Annotated in this window: 18 protein-coding genes, 1 tRNA gene and 1 pseudogene; 1 reads left to right on the forward strand and 19 read right to left on the reverse strand. The window is 36.5% G+C overall.

The genetic code is table 11. The annotated features are described in order from the left end of the window. Window positions 1–22: 22 nt before the first annotated feature. The 9 genes from ACO6FI_RS02740 to ACO6FI_RS02780 form a co-directional block, all read right to left on the reverse strand. The gene (locus tag ACO6FI_RS02740) at window positions 23–1,501 is read right to left on the reverse strand and encodes a DUF438 domain-containing protein (protein ID WP_485456003.1); all 1,479 of its coding nucleotides are present in this window, start codon (window positions 1,499–1,501) and stop codon (window positions 23–25) included. Between the two features lie 142 nt (window positions 1,502–1,643). Continuing rightward, window positions 1,644–2,225 (reverse strand): TerD family protein, encoded by a 582-nt coding sequence (locus ACO6FI_RS02745; RefSeq protein ID WP_060930447.1) that lies wholly within the window; start codon window positions 2,223–2,225, stop codon window positions 1,644–1,646. 135 nt (window positions 2,226–2,360) lie between these two features. Continuing rightward, window positions 2,361–2,579 (reverse strand): YccF domain-containing protein, encoded by a 219-nt coding sequence (locus ACO6FI_RS02750; protein WP_485456004.1) that lies wholly within the window; start codon window positions 2,577–2,579, stop codon window positions 2,361–2,363. Between the two features lie 41 nt (window positions 2,580–2,620). Continuing rightward, window positions 2,621–2,935: an HIRAN domain-containing protein gene (locus tag ACO6FI_RS02755; RefSeq protein ID WP_485456005.1), complete on the reverse strand. Its 315-nt coding sequence runs from the start codon at window positions 2,933–2,935 to the stop codon at window positions 2,621–2,623. Between the two features lie 76 nt (window positions 2,936–3,011). Then, entirely contained in the window at window positions 3,012–4,001 is a 990-nt protein-coding gene (locus tag ACO6FI_RS02760; RefSeq protein ID WP_485456006.1) for a helix-turn-helix transcriptional regulator, read from the reverse strand. Window positions 4,002–4,020: 19 nt separating this feature from the next. Continuing rightward, complete coding sequence (locus tag ACO6FI_RS02765) at window positions 4,021–4,746, reverse strand: NAD-dependent protein deacylase (protein ID WP_485456007.1); 726 nt, start codon at window positions 4,744–4,746, stop codon at window positions 4,021–4,023. A 40-nt stretch (window positions 4,747–4,786) separates the two neighbouring features. Beyond that, window positions 4,787–5,203 (reverse strand): YjdF family protein, encoded by a 417-nt coding sequence (locus tag ACO6FI_RS02770; RefSeq protein WP_485456008.1) that lies wholly within the window; start codon window positions 5,201–5,203, stop codon window positions 4,787–4,789. A gap of 270 nt (window positions 5,204–5,473) precedes the next feature. Beyond that, window positions 5,474–5,545 (reverse strand) — tRNA-Arg (locus tag ACO6FI_RS02775). A 95-nt stretch (window positions 5,546–5,640) separates the two neighbouring features. Next, the gene (locus tag ACO6FI_RS02780; RefSeq protein ID WP_485456009.1) at window positions 5,641–7,059 is read right to left on the reverse strand and encodes an alanine/glycine:cation symporter family protein; all 1,419 of its coding nucleotides are present in this window, start codon (window positions 7,057–7,059) and stop codon (window positions 5,641–5,643) included. A gap of 168 nt (window positions 7,060–7,227) precedes the next feature. Here ACO6FI_RS02780 and ACO6FI_RS02785 point away from each other — a divergent pair, with 168 nt between their 5' ends. Next, window positions 7,228–7,923 (forward strand): L,D-transpeptidase family protein, encoded by a 696-nt coding sequence (locus ACO6FI_RS02785; RefSeq protein ID WP_485456010.1) that lies wholly within the window; start codon window positions 7,228–7,230, stop codon window positions 7,921–7,923. A 42-nt stretch (window positions 7,924–7,965) separates the two neighbouring features. On the opposite strand, the gene ACO6FI_RS02790 is transcribed toward ACO6FI_RS02785, so the two are convergent. From ACO6FI_RS02790 to ACO6FI_RS02835, 10 genes and pseudogenes are all read right to left on the reverse strand, one after another. Further along, the gene (locus tag ACO6FI_RS02790; RefSeq protein WP_485456011.1) at window positions 7,966–8,781 is read right to left on the reverse strand and encodes a hypothetical protein; all 816 of its coding nucleotides are present in this window, start codon (window positions 8,779–8,781) and stop codon (window positions 7,966–7,968) included. 53 nt (window positions 8,782–8,834) lie between these two features. Beyond that, window positions 8,835–9,719, reverse strand: a complete 885-nt coding sequence (locus ACO6FI_RS02795; RefSeq protein ID WP_485456012.1) for an acetamidase/formamidase family protein — start codon at window positions 9,717–9,719, stop codon at window positions 8,835–8,837. Between the two features lie 242 nt (window positions 9,720–9,961). Next, on the reverse strand, window positions 9,962–10,285 hold the full coding sequence (locus ACO6FI_RS02800) for a hypothetical protein (protein ID WP_004613237.1): 324 nt from the start codon (window positions 10,283–10,285) through the stop codon (window positions 9,962–9,964). Between the two features lie 65 nt (window positions 10,286–10,350). Further along, window positions 10,351–10,917, reverse strand: a complete 567-nt coding sequence (locus ACO6FI_RS02805) for an SMI1/KNR4 family protein (protein ID WP_485456013.1) — start codon at window positions 10,915–10,917, stop codon at window positions 10,351–10,353. A 154-nt stretch (window positions 10,918–11,071) separates the two neighbouring features. Next, on the reverse strand, window positions 11,072–11,722 hold the full coding sequence (locus tag ACO6FI_RS02810; RefSeq protein WP_485456014.1) for a hypothetical protein: 651 nt from the start codon (window positions 11,720–11,722) through the stop codon (window positions 11,072–11,074). After that, window positions 11,710–12,006 (reverse strand): annotated as a pseudogene (locus ACO6FI_RS02815) (hypothetical protein); the annotation flags it as partial. The gene ACO6FI_RS02810 and the pseudogene ACO6FI_RS02815, both read right to left, overlap by 13 nt. A 248-nt stretch (window positions 12,007–12,254) precedes the next feature. Beyond that, window positions 12,255–13,295 carry an ACR3 family arsenite efflux transporter gene (gene arsB, locus ACO6FI_RS02820; protein ID WP_485456015.1) on the reverse strand — a complete coding sequence of 347 codons (1,041 nt, stop codon included), beginning with the start codon at window positions 13,293–13,295 and terminating at the stop codon, window positions 12,255–12,257. A 91-nt stretch (window positions 13,296–13,386) separates the two neighbouring features. Further along, window positions 13,387–15,117 carry an arsenical pump-driving ATPase gene (gene arsA / locus ACO6FI_RS02825; RefSeq protein WP_485456016.1) on the reverse strand — a complete coding sequence of 577 codons (1,731 nt, stop codon included), beginning with the start codon at window positions 15,115–15,117 and terminating at the stop codon, window positions 13,387–13,389. Window positions 15,118–15,126: 9 nt separating this feature from the next. After that, window positions 15,127–15,549 carry an arsenite efflux transporter metallochaperone ArsD gene (gene arsD, locus ACO6FI_RS02830; protein ID WP_060930430.1) on the reverse strand — a complete coding sequence of 141 codons (423 nt, stop codon included), beginning with the start codon at window positions 15,547–15,549 and terminating at the stop codon, window positions 15,127–15,129. A gap of 98 nt (window positions 15,550–15,647) precedes the next feature. Continuing rightward, window positions 15,648–15,929: an ArsR/SmtB family transcription factor gene (locus ACO6FI_RS02835; protein WP_485456017.1), complete on the reverse strand. Its 282-nt coding sequence runs from the start codon at window positions 15,927–15,929 to the stop codon at window positions 15,648–15,650. Window positions 15,930–16,181 lie beyond the last annotated feature (252 nt).

The following is a 16,181-nucleotide window of genomic DNA, read 5'->3' on the forward strand; positions in this document are numbered from 1 at the left end:
ATTATTCATAGGCCCCAATTTTTTATGCTTCTTCTTCAAAATGCTTTCTTGCAAAATCCATATCCTGTACTATCTCCATAGTTCCAAGGTACTTCCCGTTCTTATCTCTTACCGCCATATACTTTATAAGCATATCCTTGTCGTTTTTCTTCAACCATACAGATACCTCATCCTGTGTTCCCGATTTGAAGCTGCCGATGATTTCTCTTACCATAGGTTCAATCTTCGGCGGATGACATGAATATACATCCCTGTCAATAGCCATAAGCGGCCTTTTAAAAGCCTTAGGTGCATCATTTTCATTAAAGAAGCGATTTATATCCTTATCATCTACAAATGTAATCTCAAAAGGCATGGTATTTAGCATTGCAATAAGCTGCTCCTTACTAAAATGTCCGCCCGGTAAAACTATCTCACCGTCTATATCATCAAATTCTCTTTTCAGATTTTCTGCAAGTTCAAAGCTTTCCGGTACTACGCCCAAACAATTTTCATAGTCCTTGCTGTCAAGGTATATATTTACCCAGTCTTCACCTGTAAAATTGGCCGCACAGATAGGAAATAATATATTTTCTTCCTTATAAACCATCTCCTTAGCTCTTGTAAGTACAGCTTTTATATCTTCTACCCATTTCTCATCCTCTTTATCAACTGCAGACAGCCTTGCAAGCTCGTCTCTTATCTCGTCATCCACAGACCACATTACAGTTGCAGGCCCTGTGACATTGTACTTCGTCTTTAAAAGCGGGTATAAAAGATCTCCCTTTTTTGCATAATGTATTGAAAGTTCCCTTATCTTTTTTAAAAGCTCTCTGTCTACAGCATCATTATCAAGCTTTTTTTCAAATTCATCTATATAACTTTCAAGATTCTTATTCTCTTTTGTGAAAGTATTAAGCGGATGCCCCACAGTCTCTACAAGTTCCTTTGTATCCGCCCCCGCACCGCTTGCAAGGTCCAATGTCTTTTCTATCTCACTTGTCTCATTCTCAGTAGAACCGTGAAACAGTGCCGAATGAACGTCACAGAGTTTTTGTACCTCCTGATAAGGCATTCCCGACTCCATAAGTTCCTGCTCGGCTTTCATTATTTCACTTGCATCTACAGACTCAAACTTTTCTTTAAAATCTTTTTGAACGGACTCAAGTGATTCACCGTTTGAGAGTCTTAAAAGATACTTCTTTATAAGCTCGGTACTGCTTGCATCATCCTGTGGCAAATCCGAACTTTTTTTTGCTGCTTTGGGCTTATCTTCCGCTCCGTTTTCCTTAGAGTCTCCCTTTATCTCATATCCGTGCTCTGCAAAGACTTCCTTTATCTTCTCAAGCGGAATCTTTTTCATCTTGGAACCCTTATTCACTGTAATAATTCTGCCCATAGAATTCAACATAACAGGATTTTTTATATCCGCAAATCCCAGACTTGCAAATATATCTATAAAATCAGGATACTCCTTTGCAAGTTCATAAACCGGTTTATCTAAATCAAGTATTTTACTCATACATTTCTCCTTCTTATCTAAGTTAGTGTACCCTAATTATAATATTATAGAAGACTTTTTTCAGTATTATTTGTTACAAAAAATACTTTTATAAAAAAGGACCGGCACATAAGCGCTCGGTCCTAAAATGTATCAATATTTTTTATTCCGCATCAATGCCGTACATATTGCAAAGTGCTGCAAGTCCGCCCTGGTAGCCACTGCCTATAGCATTGAACTTCCATTCGTCACCGTTTTTGTACAGCTCTCCGAATACTACGGCTGTCTCTATTGAGAAGTCCTCTCCAAGGTCATATCTTAAAAGCTCTTCACCTGTATTCTCATCAAAAATTCTGACAAATGCGTTTGAAACCTGACCGAAGTTCTGTCTTCTTGCCTCAGCCTCATAAATAGTAACTGTAAATGCAATCTTTGTAATCTCAGCCGGAACTTTTGATAAATCAATCTTAATCTGCTCATCATCTCCGTCGCCTGCACCTGTAAGATTATCTCCAAGGTGAGTTATAGCACCTGAAGGGTGACTGAGATTACCGAAGAATACAAAATCATTCTGACTTGAAACCTTGCCTGAATCTGTAAGACAGAATGCTGCCGCATCAAGGTCAAAATCCGAACCTGTATCATATGCGTTTGTGTCCCATCCAAGACCTACTACTACATTCTTAAGACCCGGATTACCCTTTGTAAGACTTACTTTTTGTCCCTTTTTTAAACTAATTGGCATACTAACCTCCTGAATATATAATGTTGTTGTCTGTTGTATACAACAATACATTATTTTCACTAATTTCTTTGCTTCAATGATATATCAAATATAACTTTTTTTCAATTAGTCAATAATAATTTAAGAATGTTGTAACTATATTACAGTAGCACCGAAAGGCATAAGTGACAGCTTTGCAAGTTTGAAAAACTGCTTGCCGAAAGGACAAAATGCCAAACCTGCAAACTTAAAACATTGAAGCCCGAGAGGTATACCGATAACGGTAATACAGCATAGACATCCGGCAATTATCCAAGAAATACCGCTTAAAAATCCTCCAAAAATCAGCCACAAAATATTCCCCAAGAGACTCATAAAAACTCCTTCATATAAACAATTTAAAATGTAATCGCTGTCTATATGTAATCAATCACAGACTTCTTTGAAACCTTACAAATAACACCTTTCTCAGTCTTAAAAACCACCTTCACAGTTGCACTCTCACCTATCTTATCATACAGCCTGCCTGCACTCATAGACTCGCCAAGTACGGTATACGGACTGTTTGCCACATACCCTATCTTGCCTATGCCCTCACAGAGCACCTTTATTGCTTCTTTGTCAAACTCATTGTCAGGCTCCTTCTCCAATACAAGCTTCATACCTCTTTCCAAAAATTCATCTCCGAAGTAGTGCCTTGTTCCTGTCAGTGTGATATAAACCTTTCCCATAATCTTCTCCTATCGAATATTTTTTATAGCCAAAATATACCATTTAAGCTGTCCGTTAAAAATACCCTCGAAGATATTACTCGTATTTTTTCAAAAATTCCTTTGTATACTCCTTTATCTCATCCACCACTTCCTTAGGTGAAATAACAGTCACATCTTTTCCGAGGCTGAAAATCCAGCCGAAAAACTGCAAGCTTACATTAATATCCACTACCAACTCGCTATAGCCTTCATCAACTTTCATAAAGAGTATATCTTTTCCGAATCTGTCTATGAATACTCCGCACATATGATTTGCAAATCTGATACATACCTTTTTCTTGTCTCCATGATACATACCGAATGTTGCCTTCGAGTACTTTGCCATATCAAAGTTTTTGAACTCTTCTTTGCCGGCTCTTTCCTCTTCACATATACAAATGTTCATCATCTTGTCCACACGATAATGCTTTATTTTCCGGTCCCAGTCGTCAAAGGCAACCATATAGTAGTTCTCATCATCCCAAAGCAATGCCCAAGGACTGACTGTAAAAAAACTGCCGCCATGCCTTGCAACCAGTTTTTTATCAATATCCCATTTATAGTACTTGAATTTAATCTTTTTGTTTTTATTGATTGCGGTGTGTATATCGTCCACATTGTAATATACACTCTCATTCATAGTCTTTACACGGTCATTTATAAAAATCTGTCTCTGCAACTGCTTTGCCTGATGCTCACTGACAAAGTTTTTCACCTTTGCAATAAGTATCTTTGACTTCTTTTGTGTAATAAACTTGGCAGACTGCACAGCATCTATTAAAAGCTTGACCTCCGCCAGCTCAAACTCTCTGCCTGCTATATGGTAAAAAGTCTCTCTGCCTTTTTGTTCTTTTAATATTTCAATGCCGAATTCACCCATATCCTTAAAGTCTTCATAGATACTCTTTCTCTCGGCACTTACACCATATCTGCCAAGTTCATCAAGTATCTGCGCCATAGTCAGACTGTGCTCGTCATCAGTCTTTTCAGCCATTATCTTCATAAGGTATGTAAATTTGAACTTTTGATTGCTCCCCCTTGCCATAAGGACTCCTTTATCTTTATTATACTTCTATCCCGCTCATTATCTCTCCGATAGGAGCATTCACATAAAGCTCGGCATTCACAGCCTTTGCGGTATCCGACTTATTGATTACTACAAGATGTTTTCCTCTGAAATAGTCAATGAAGCCTGCCGCCGGATATACAACCAAAGATGTTCCTCCTATAATTAGTGTATCTGTCGATGCTATAGCTCTTATCGCAGAGTTTATTACATTCCCGTCAAGTCCTTCTTCATACAGTACCACATCAGGCTTTATCATACCGCCACAGTTGCAATAAGGTATTCCCTTTGAATCCTTTACATATTTTGCATCATAGAATTTGCCGCATTTCATACAGTAGTTTCTATGTATACTTCCATGCAGTTCATACACAATCTTGCTTCCTGCAGCCTGATGTAATCCGTCAATATTTTGTGTCACCACAGCCTTAAGTTTTCCGGCATGTTCAAGCTCCGCGAGTTTATTATGTGCGGCGTTAGGCTTTGCATCAAGGCACATCATTTTATCCTTATAAAACTCATAAAAAACTTCAGGATATTTCATAAAGAAGCTGTGACTTACCACCTGTTCCGGAGAGTACTTATACTTTTGATGGTAGAGTCCGTCCGCACTTCTAAAGTCCGGAATACCGCTTTCGGTAGACACACCTGCCCCACCGAAAAACACTATATTGTTACTGTCATCAATAATTTTTTGAAGCTTTGTCTTCTCATCTTCATACATATAAACACCCGCTTTCACCTACAAATACTTGTACTTAATATTAATGTCCCTTATGTTTTTTTCTTTTCTTATACTGTTTTAATAAAAATCTCTTAAGCACATCCGCCTCTTTTTCTTCTCGCCTTCTTACCTTACTTTCCTTCTTATTTTGTTCATGTTGCGATTTTAATGCAAGCTGTGACTTTGTTCCTATACCGGATACTTGCATCTGCTTTCTTACATCACGTTGAGCTTTCTTCGGATTTGTTTTGTTTTTCTTTATCTTTGTGTGAACGGCAGGGCTGAATACCAAACTATAGTAATTTTTTATTATGTAGTCTAATACCTCATAGCCCTTAGGCTCTGCACCGAAAGTTACTTTTGATACAACAAGAAAGTTGTTTTCAACATGCTCAAACACACCTACCCAAAACGGATTTTCAAAAAATACAGTTAATTTGACATTTATATCATTCATCGCCATCCCTCCAATTTCTTTACAAAGAACGGACAACCCGGAGGGGCAGGTTACTTACCCTATATAATTATAGGACTGCCGGGCTACCTACCGGCTATAGCACAATAAATGTACATTGCGTTTTTATCTTTGCTTTTATAATCAAGATTAAACTTGACTGTTCGCTATTATTCTCTCATATAATAAATAGTTATTCAATAAAAATCAAACTTTTATATACAACAAAAACGATAATGACAAGCATTTATCACAAGTCATTACCGCCAAAAATGTTCCCTGCGGGAATCGAACCCACAATTACAGCTTAGGAGGCTATCGTTATATCCATTTAACTAAGAGAACTGCTATTTGAATTTCCACAACGTAAAAAGTATACAACAAATATACACTTCTTTCAAGCTGTTTTTCCTGCGGCAGCCTTTAGCCGCCGCTAAAAATTATTTAAGTTGCTTATGTACACCTCTTTCAAAGAAGGAATTCGTCTCACTGACCACTACCCCGCTTAGTGCAATCAAAGCTGTAAGGTTAGGTATTGCCATAAGTCCGTTACATATATCGGCTATAGTCCAAACCGCCTGAACGGTCATATAAGGTCCGATAAAAATACAGGCAATATAAATCCATCTGTATGCGGTAATTGCCTTAGGCTTATTTCCTATTATATATTCAAGACATTTCTCTGAATAATAATCCCAACCCAAAATAGTGGTAAAAGCAAAGAACACCAAACATATCATAAGTATAAAAGCCGCCACTTTGTCGGGGAAAGGCAATCCCATCTGAAATGCCTTTGTAGTGACAGCTACACCTTCAAGTCCCATATTCCATGCACCTGTGATAACTATGGAAAGACCTGTCATTGTACATATAATAATAGTATCTATAAAAGTTCCAAGCATTGATATAAGCCCTTGACGAACTTCTTCCTTAGACTGTGCCGCAGCCGCTGCAATCGGCGCACTTCCAAGTCCGGCTTCATTTGAGAAAATACCTCTTGCAATTCCCTTTTGCATAGCAACAATCATGGCTCCGAACATACCTCCTCCAAAGGCTCTCAGTCCGAATGCTCCCTCCACTATCTCTACCAATGCGGCAGGTATCTTTGTAATGTTTAATCCAAGTATAATAAGGACCACCAAAACATATACAATTGCCATAAAAGGAACTACAACCTGCGCTACATTTGATATCCTTTTTAATCCGCCGATCAAAACAAGTGCCACAAATACGGTAAGTATAATACCTGAGATAACAATTGTAATAGAATAATCTCTTCCGAACAGATTTACATAATGTACACTGTCAGCATCAAAAAAATTGCCTACAGCACTTGTAATACCGTTTATCTGTGTAAAAGTACCTATACCGAAGAGTCCGACCATTATACCGAAAACAGCAAAAATCTTTGCAAGCCATCTAAACTGCTTTCCCATTCCGTTCTCAATATAGTAAAAAGGTCCGCCTATTATATGTCCGTCCTTTTCTACAACTCTGTACTTTACCGCAAGCAGACATTCCGCATACTTTGTTGCGGTTCCTACAATGGCAGCCATCCACATCCAAAATAATGCTCCGGGACCGCCTGAAACTATTGCCGTTGCGACACCTACAATATTTCCGGTTCCTATCGTAGCCGAAAGTGCCGTACAAAGCGCCGCAAAACTTGATACTTCACCGCTTCCGTCTTCCTCGTCTGAAGAAAACATATATCTGATTGCAAGAGGAAATCTTCTTATTTGCAAGCCTCTAAGTCTTACAGTCAAAAACAGTCCTGTTGCCAAAATCAAAATGATAAGCGGCAAGCCCCAAACGAAATTGTCAACCTTTCCCAAAAAGTCAGTTATAGTATTTAACATATATTACCTCTCCTTATACTTTAGTATGTTAACACAATACAGTAAAATATGCATCTGTTTTTTACATTCTTTGAAACAAATATTAATTTTTTCTTTTTCGGTTGACTAAGCCGCTTTAAGCATTATAAAATTATAATTAGACTAAATTTTAAGAAAGAATGGAATAATATGAGACTTATCAAAAAAATATGTGCGGCATTTGTTGTGATGTCCACACTGCTTGCAAGCACAAGTGTAAGTGCCTATGCCGCCTTACCTGTGGAAAAGCTTTCTGTATCAAAAACTGCAAATCACATCATACTTATTGTCGGATATAAGAACAATAAGAATAAGGTAACCGTAAACGACTATACAAAGTCAAGCGACGGAAAATGGACAAAGAACTGGTATGTCAACGGCATCGCCGGTACCAACGGTATATCTACCCAAAAGAGTGAGGGAGATAAAAAGACTCCTGAAGGTGTATTCAACGCTATGTTCGCCTTCGGACTTAAGGACAATCCGGGAAGCCTGCTTGAATACAGAAAGATTGGCGACGGTGACTACTGGGTAGACGACTCAAACAGCGCCTACTATAACACTTGGGTAAATACATCAAAGGTAAAGAAAGACTGGGCTTCAGCTGAGGACCTTAAGGCGGCTTATCCTTTCTACAACTACGCTTTGGCACTGAACTATAACACTGAAGCCGTACCGGGTAAGGGCTCAGCTATCTTTATCCACTGTACAAAGACAGACAATGATACATCATCGGCAGGTTGTATCAGAATCCCTGAAGATTATATGAAAAAACTTGTAAACGGCGTAGATGCCAATACAAAGATAGTGATAATACAAAATGTAGATAAGCTTTCAAGCTACTAATAAAAAGACGTACCGAATAGGTACGTTTTTTATTGTAAGATATTATTCATGGCCTGATAACATATCATCTTCTATAAGCTCCTTGGTATCCATTATTCTAAAACACCAAATACTCGGATCAGTGGTAATATCATCAAAGAAATCTTCCAGAGTGCCTGCAGGTGCCAAAACACCCAAAACATACGGCTTTAATTTTACATTCCCGATTTTCTTTAAATGAGGTAATAATTCGCCCAAATCCTTATGATTAAACCATCTGTCTGTTTCAAGTGCAATCTCGGCATTCATTTTTTTATAAGCGATTTGGCTGTTTAAAAAATCATCCATTGTAGGCTCACACTTTTGTAAGTTTCTTGTACAGGCAAAATGATATTCTATCTTTCGAGGTCTTACATCCAGGTCTGAGACAAAACACATTCCATACTCATTCTCGAATCTTATTGATATAACATCTCCAAGCTCAAAATAAGGCTTCCTTACTTTTACAGGCTTATATTTTTTAACAGGCCTTTGATTCTCACTTTGCAGTTGGTCAGCCAGCTTATCAAGTGCTTTTTGTCTTTTTTTCATAGCCTTTTCATCTATTTCGTTCCAAAGCTCGCTTGCACCCTTTGATATAATCTTTAAGGCTTTATTTTTTATATTCTCATCCGTACTTCCTATCTTCCAAAGTGCATAGGCAAAGCTTGTCCAATATATTTCCGTATATAGCTCGTCGGTACAAAAATTGCTCTCCTCATTCAGCCAATCTTTTTTGATAATATCTACATCTGTGCCGTCTTTATAGCGCTCCACAATATCATTATAAATATCATAGGCATCGTCACTGTCTATTATCTTTACCCCATCTATTGCCATAGTTTTCCTCACAAACCGTCTAAAGCGATAACCGCAGTTCTTATAATATTTATCTAAAACAACTTGCTTAATATAGTTTTCGGTATGCACATCATAACAGTACGTTCAGGGTCCACCACCTGACAAAATCTCAAGTCTCCGACAGCACTGATTAACATACCTGCATCATTAAATGAGAGTCCAAGTTTCTTTTGCATTATCTCATTTGTGATTCTTACCGCATGAAATACAGCTTTTTCAATCTCTTCGTGAGAATAGATCACACCGCAGATATCATCGTTTTCAAGCATCGGTGTCTCAATACTTACACCCTTTATTACAGAGAGCCTCACTGTTACATCAGCTGAAATTTCCACACCGCTGACCATTACTTCACCGTCTCCCATAGCCGCATGTACATCACCTAAAGAAAATATTGCACCGTCATGAAATACAGGGAAATAAAGAGTCGCGCCTTTTGCAATCCTCTTATTATCCATATTTCCACCATGATTTCCCGGTGTACCGCAATTTATAGCTCCGCTCCTTGGTGCTACACCTATTACACCTATCATAGGATTTACATCAAATACAATATTTTCATTAAAGTAAACCTTGTTATCTTCCACCTTCAAGCGCTTTACAGACTCTTCTTTTACCAAAGAACCCAATACACCGTTATCAGGCAGCGCACACATCACACCTTGGTTTTCGAGTCTAATGTCAAGTATTTCAACTTTAAGCACATCCCCTGCAAGAGCATTTTTTACATAAACAGGTCCTGTAGCCGGATTGATACAATCCCAATTCAGGTTACCGATTGATGAACCTTCTTCACTTAGCTGGTTATCAAAGCAATCATGTGTACGGAAAATCAGAGTTTCACCGTCCTCAACTTCCGCTACACATTTATTTTTTCCGTCAAATGCAAAAACCATATTGTTTTCGATTATTTTCATATTAAAATTCGATCCTATATTCTCCTTTACAGAATAGTGAATCTTCTCCTTTCTGCAAAACCTGTTTTAGTAATATTTCCATCTTTTCATAATTCTATAATAAATATAGTTCTTACTTAAGTATAGTTGATTATGCTCTATATCTTTATGTACTGACTAAAATATTAAGCTCTTTTAGTAGACTTTCTATATTTGGATATTCACCATAAACATCCCTATATTTTTACGCAATAATATAAATTCTATTTTCTTAAAATCTCATGTGGAGCTTCTATTTCATTTGCCAAGGTATGCTCTGTTAATTCTGACATCAATTTCAATTTTTTATTAATCAATGGTCGCATACAATTAGGAACATGTTCCTGATGCGCTCTGTGGATTGCTACACATTCCTTACAGTTTCCGTGATAACGACAGGCTTTCAGGCAAGGACAGTGATCTTTGTCTTTATACTCCTTACGAAATTCCGCTGCAAATTCTTCTTGCAGTCTCAGCCCCTCGACACGGTTTCCCTTATGAAATTCTACCATTGCATCCAGTTCTTTCTGGTTCCCTTCAATCTTCATGTTATTATATCGCCTCCATTTCAACTATTCCTCATTTTCTGATAAATTCCAGTTTATGCATTTATCTAATACAATCCCACGTAATCTTTCCAAAACACAAGTCCATCTTCTTCCACCATACTACTCATCAGTTCAGTGAACTCTTTTTCATTATTCTTCCAAAGTGCATACTGTCCTGTTCCCATGGCTCTCACCAGTTCTTCAAAGTTCAAAGCAATCTGTATTTTTTCTTCATAACTCATATCACTTGTAAAGGCATATATCTTTCCTGAGCTGTATTCAAGTAAAATAGTATATGGATCTCCGTTTGCAATAATAATAATTCCTTCTTTTTGTAGAATATGATAATCACTGTATTCAAGATTTCTATTTATTAACCAATCAAGTCCAATCTCATCATTGTTGCCAAATTGATAACTTAAAAAACCGACATTACCCCAGTTATATTTTAAAATATAATCCGAGAATACCTGATCTAAATATTCTATTTTCAACAATTGTTTTACTTTATCAAGACTTGAATATGGAATATTCTCTTCTTTGAGAATCATTCCGTCAGTTATCTCTTCATCAAGTCCATTGGTTTCATCAAGAATCGAAGATATTATCTCATCAATTGTTAATAGTTTCATATATGATACCCTATATCCTGTTTAGACTATAAACTCAATATATTTTCCCCTCAAATAATTCAAATATTTATACAGCTCTTTTTCCACTAAATTTACACTATTTTTTCACTATTTTACATTATCTCATTGCATAAAAATTGAAACTACACTCTACTTAACAGTTTCCTACTACATCTTCAACACGATAACATGAGCTATCTTTCTTACTAGCCTTTTCAATCTCGAATTTCAATATTTGATTCAAAAGTTCTTCATCAAATTCTACCGTTTCATACATACTGATCATTTTTTCAAATTGACCGGCTCTCCTCATTAAGTCTGCTCTTGTCAATTTCAGGCTGTCTTCGTTTTCGTATCCTTTATCTAACAACCTTGTTGCAAGTTCTATAGCAAGCTCTCTACAATGCTTTGCATTTACTATATCTGCATCATCATCACATGACCATGCGGCATGTAGTACTGCAAAAAATGCATCTTCTATATTATTATCAAACATGTTTATTAAGTAATATTTATAAAACTCTTTTGAGAGATCAGATACAAATGGTATTCCTTCACAATTACAATATTTATCAGAATTAAGCCATTCTCTATCCACTCTGCTTAAATTTGAAACATCTTCTGAAACATATCCACATCCAGGGCATCTCTGCAACCACACATTCATAGTGCTTCGCATCATTTCAGCAGGCCTCAAATCCAGATCAGGTCCACCACCAAGATTATTGGTACTTGCCAAAGCCATATATTCACTTACTGTACCACAAACCGAACATTTACGCATAACGTTAACTATTCTTGACATATTATCTCCTCCATTCTCGCTTCCTTACGGTCCAGCATAACAACCGCCTCACAGTTAACTGTGTTTGGGAACATATCTACTCCCACGCATTTTTCCATTCTGTAGCCTGCGGCTTCCATTACCTTAAGGTCTCGCACAAATGACGTAGGCTTACAGGATATGTACACTATTTTCTCTGCACCGGATTCAAGTATCTTTGGCAGTGCTTTAGGATGTATTCCGTCTCTTGGCGGATCGAGTATTATAATATCAGGATTAAAACCTAATGTATCCACAACCTTTAAGTGTAGATTTTCCAAATCCGTTCTCTCCAACAAAAATTGTGACCGGTTTAGCCATCCATTATCCATTTATACCCTACCTCCACATTTTCCCCAAAAATAAAACTCGATACTTATACTTATCTACAACTTCTAACTTATCTACAACTTCTAACTTATCTCTCTTCTGTCTTGGAACAGATTTACCTATAGTGCCCTGCCCAATCATGAGAAATATGTGTAGACTATGACGTTTATGATTCAGGTCCTATTCAACGATTAAATTTATTTTCCATAGAATTGGCAAACTTTACCAAGGCTAACATAACAGGAACCTCAACCAGAACACCTACTACGGTTGTTAGCGTTGCTCCTGATAATAACCCAAATAAAGATATAGAAACTGCAACGGACAGCTCAAAAAAGTTAGATGCACCAATCATACCACAGGGAGCTGCAATTGAAAATGGCAGCTTTGCTAAATATGCCATGAAAAATGTTATTGCAAATATAAACAAAGTTTGAATGATCAAAGGAATTGCAATAAGGATAATATTTAGTGGCTGATCCAATATCTTCTGTCCTTGAAATGAAAATATTATAATCAACGTCAACAATAATCCCATCATAGTATATTTATCAAATGCAGGGATAAAGGTTTTATTTAGGTAGTCCTCCCCTTTATTTTTAATGATTATACTTCTAGTTACCATGCTTAAAACAAGAGGAACAACAATAAATAATACAATGGACAATAAAAGTGTTCCCCATGGAATATTTATATTTCCAACCTTTAATAAGAAGCTCACAATCGGTATATATGCAATCAAAATAATTAAGTCGTTACTAGCTACCTGTACTAAGGTATAAGCACTATCACCTCTTGTTAACTTGCTCCATACAAATACCATTGCGGTACATGGTGCAGCTCCGAGTAAAACCGCCCCGGCTAAATATTCTGATGCCAATTCCTTATTTATAAATCCCTTATAAATAATAATGAAAAATAAGGAAGAGATTAAATACATGCTGAGTGGCTTAATGATCCAATTCACAAACCATGTAATAAATAGACCTTTAGGATTTTTGCCTATATCTTTGATACTCTTAAAATCAATTTTCAACATCATTGGATAAATCATTATCCAAAGTAAAATTGTTGTTGGAATAGACACGTTATAGAACTCAAATTTTCCTAACCATTCCGGAATAGAAGGAAAATATTTCCCAATAAATATGCCTATTACCATACAAATCAATACCCAAAAAGTCAGGTTTTTTTCAAAAAAACCAATTCCATTTGTTTTCTTCATTTCTAAATCGCCTCAACATTCTCAATTATTTTATGAACCTTACTTTTCATCTCCTTAATGCTTTGTATAAACTCTTCATCATTTTTTCTTCTTATATCTGATAAAGTTTATCACCACAAAGGTCTTCTTTTGTCCATTCAATGATGGCTAGTTTTCCTGAGGTATGATCTAAAATTTTGTTAATCCATTTCACTTCTTCATTTGCTTTAGCAGATAACATCTTGTTACCGGGATTTGCTTTATACAAGGAAGAATTAACAATCCACCAATTGGTATGAATGGATGCCCTTGTTAGATCTTCTTCTAATCGAGATGCCTCATAAAACGGGGTAGCCTCCGCCAAGCTAACGATTAATACTTCTGTTTCCTCTCCCCTTAATCTGGGTAACAAGTTTTTTACAGATTCAGGTATCTGTCCTTGTGTTCTTTGAACTTCTTGATGATAACTTAAAGTTGAGTCTAACAACAACAAGGTATGACCTGTAGGAGCAGTATCAATCACCACTATTTCATCGTCTGCTTTTTCCACGAGCTCTGCAAAAGCTCTAAATACAGCTATTTCTTGTGTACATGGTGATCTTAAATCTTCCTCAATGTAAGCTACATCATCCTCGCTCATTGTTTTTCTTGCATTTTCAAGTATTTCATCTTGATATTTTTTTAATTCTTCTTTTTCATCAATATGACTCATAGATATTCCACTTGAACTATCTAGCATAAATTTGATATGGTCAGCGGGATCTGTTGTAGCCAGATGTACCTTTTTACCAAGTTTGCTTAGCTTGAGGGCAACGGAAGATGCAATCGTAGTCTTTCCTACACCGCCCTTGCCCATAGTAAAAATTACTTTTCTATTATTTTTTACAAGATCACTAACAACATCATCTAAGTTAAAGATTTTGCCTTCTACTTCCACTTTTTGTTCATTTATTTGATCTTTCTTAAGTAAATTCCTTATAGAGTCGATTCCGGTAATGTTGTATGATCTCAAAGCAATTGTATAGGTATCAAACTCCGTTAAGATATCCGGCATATTTTCAAGGGCTAACTTTTGTTTGTTAAATATACTTTCAGATAAGTCATCATCATAATTTTCTAAGATACCATTAATCACTAATATTTGATTTTTTATTCCAATCTCAGATAGCTCCTTTGATGCTCTGGCTACCTCATTAAGTGGTGTTTTATCAGGCCTTGTAACTAATACCAGAGTTGTTAAACTCTTATCTGATAAATTTTCAACTGCCTTTTTATAGGTTTCTTTTTTAGACTCTAATCCTGAAAGCTGTCCTAAACAGGATGCTCCATGGGTACTTTCACTGATAAAATCAGTCCAAGCAGAAGGAAGCTGTAACATTCTAAGGGTATGACCTGTAGGTGCTGTATCAAATATAATATGGCTATAGTCTGTATTAAGCTTAGAATTTGTAATGAAATTAGAAAACTCATTAAAGGCAGCAATCTCTACTGTACAAGATCCGGATAGCTGTTCTTCCATACTCTCAATAACAGAATCAGGCAATTTACCTCTAAAAGGTGCTACAACACTTTCTTTATAGTTATGTGCCGCTTCCAATGGATCCAGATTGATTACTTCTAAATTATCTACTCCTTTAATTGGCTTTGCTTTACCGTCTAATTCTGTTTCAAAAACATCTTGAAGATTTGAAGCAGGATCTGTACTAATCAGCAGCACTTTCTTTCCTTCATCTGCTAAAGCCACTGCTGTTGCACAAGCTGTAGATGTTTTACCTACACCTCCCTTGCCTGTGAAAAATAGATACTTGGTTAATTTAATATCCGCAAGATTAAATTCCTTCATAATTCCCCCTTAGCAACAAGAGCTGTTATTTCCACAACACCCTTGATCCGGTTCTTCATCTTCACTACAGCAAGAATCATCACCTGAAGAACAACAGCCATTTTGCTTACTACTTTCAAGATAATCTTTAGAGATTTGTAAAAGTTCCATTATTTCTTCATTCTTTGGATATCTGCCCTCTATGACTATATCCTCATCCACAAGAATTAATGGAAGACTATCGGTTCCATTTTTATCCAAAGCCTCTTTTACCTTGTTATTATTGACAAATGCCATTGGCTTACTTGATAAATTGTATCTTTCAATAGTGATACCATTTTTCTTCAAGTTGTTAATCACTGTTGAAATACGTACGAGTTCAGGATCCACATTAACTCCGCAAACACCTGTATCACAACACATGGCCGGTTCATAAATTGACATTCTTTTCATTTTTTTACACCCTTTCTTTAATTGGTTAAATTAGATTTCATTGATACATCAAGTTTTTTTGATATGAAGAGTATTTTTTTAGTTACCCTTAAGGGTAACTAATTTCTTGCAGTAGATTCTAAAAACATCTGTATTATTTTTTGTCTTCCTTGTTCAGATATAGTGTAGTGAACCCACTTGCCTTCTTCTCTTGCTGTAACAATTCCTGACTCTATCAATATTTTCATATGGTATGACAAGCCCGATTGCGTTAAATCCAGTTTTTCCAGTAAAACACAGGCACACAGTTCCCCATTTTTCAATAAATCCAATATCTCTAGGCGAATCGCTACTGAAAAGGCTTTAAATATCTTTGCAGTTTTCACTAAATCTCTCTTCATGAAAGCCCCTCACATCATTTTTTTTTGATATGTTGATCATATCACTAATTGTTCTCCTTGACAAGTCTTATTATCTGAGATATCAAAAATGTTTCCGGATAATCTTGGTATCTTTGACTTGTATCTACTTAGTTGATTTTTCTCACAAAAAATACGGCTTACTCAAAGCTGCCGCCTCCGCAGTTCGCCGTTTCCGTTCTGTCTGCGTGCTTTGCACTTGACAATCACGGACGGCTATTGCATGGGTGGTTT

Source organism: Lachnoanaerobaculum sp. (assembly GCF_057250505.1).

Excerpts from the sequence above, each read along its gene's own strand:
- ACO6FI_RS02740 (WP_485456003.1), bottom strand. The coding sequence starts at position 1,501 with ATGAGTAAAATACTTGATTTAGATAAACCGGTTTATGAACTTGCAAAG.
- ACO6FI_RS02745 (WP_060930447.1), bottom strand. The coding sequence starts at position 2,225 with ATGCCAATTAGTTTAAAAAAGGGACAAAAAGTAAGTCTTACAAAGGGT.
- ACO6FI_RS02750 (WP_485456004.1), bottom strand. The coding sequence starts at position 2,579 with ATGAGTCTCTTGGGGAATATTTTGTGGCTGATTTTTGGAGGATTTTTA.
- ACO6FI_RS02755 (WP_485456005.1), bottom strand. The coding sequence starts at position 2,935 with ATGGGAAAGGTTTATATCACACTGACAGGAACAAGGCACTACTTCGGA.
- ACO6FI_RS02760 (WP_485456006.1), bottom strand. The coding sequence starts at position 4,001 with ATGGCAAGGGGGAGCAATCAAAAGTTCAAATTTACATACCTTATGAAG.
- ACO6FI_RS02765 (WP_485456007.1), bottom strand. The coding sequence starts at position 4,746 with ATGTATGAAGATGAGAAGACAAAGCTTCAAAAAATTATTGATGACAGT.
- ACO6FI_RS02770 (WP_485456008.1), bottom strand. The coding sequence starts at position 5,203 with ATGAATGATATAAATGTCAAATTAACTGTATTTTTTGAAAATCCGTTT.
- ACO6FI_RS02780 (WP_485456009.1), bottom strand. The coding sequence starts at position 7,059 with ATGTTAAATACTATAACTGACTTTTTGGGAAAGGTTGACAATTTCGTT.
- ACO6FI_RS02785 (WP_485456010.1), top strand. The coding sequence starts at position 7,228 with ATGAGACTTATCAAAAAAATATGTGCGGCATTTGTTGTGATGTCCACA.
- ACO6FI_RS02790 (WP_485456011.1), bottom strand. The coding sequence starts at position 8,781 with ATGGCAATAGATGGGGTAAAGATAATAGACAGTGACGATGCCTATGAT.
- ACO6FI_RS02795 (WP_485456012.1), bottom strand. The coding sequence starts at position 9,719 with ATGAAAATAATCGAAAACAATATGGTTTTTGCATTTGACGGAAAAAAT.
- ACO6FI_RS02800 (WP_004613237.1), bottom strand. The coding sequence starts at position 10,285 with ATGAAGATTGAAGGGAACCAGAAAGAACTGGATGCAATGGTAGAATTT.
- ACO6FI_RS02805 (WP_485456013.1), bottom strand. The coding sequence starts at position 10,917 with ATGAAACTATTAACAATTGATGAGATAATATCTTCGATTCTTGATGAA.
- ACO6FI_RS02810 (WP_485456014.1), bottom strand. The coding sequence starts at position 11,722 with ATGTCAAGAATAGTTAACGTTATGCGTAAATGTTCGGTTTGTGGTACA.
- arsB (WP_485456015.1), bottom strand. The coding sequence starts at position 13,295 with ATGAAGAAAACAAATGGAATTGGTTTTTTTGAAAAAAACCTGACTTTT.
- arsA (WP_485456016.1), bottom strand. The coding sequence starts at position 15,117 with ATGAAGGAATTTAATCTTGCGGATATTAAATTAACCAAGTATCTATTT.
- arsD (WP_060930430.1), bottom strand. The coding sequence starts at position 15,549 with ATGAAAAGAATGTCAATTTATGAACCGGCCATGTGTTGTGATACAGGT.
- ACO6FI_RS02835 (WP_485456017.1), bottom strand. The coding sequence starts at position 15,929 with ATGAAGAGAGATTTAGTGAAAACTGCAAAGATATTTAAAGCCTTTTCA.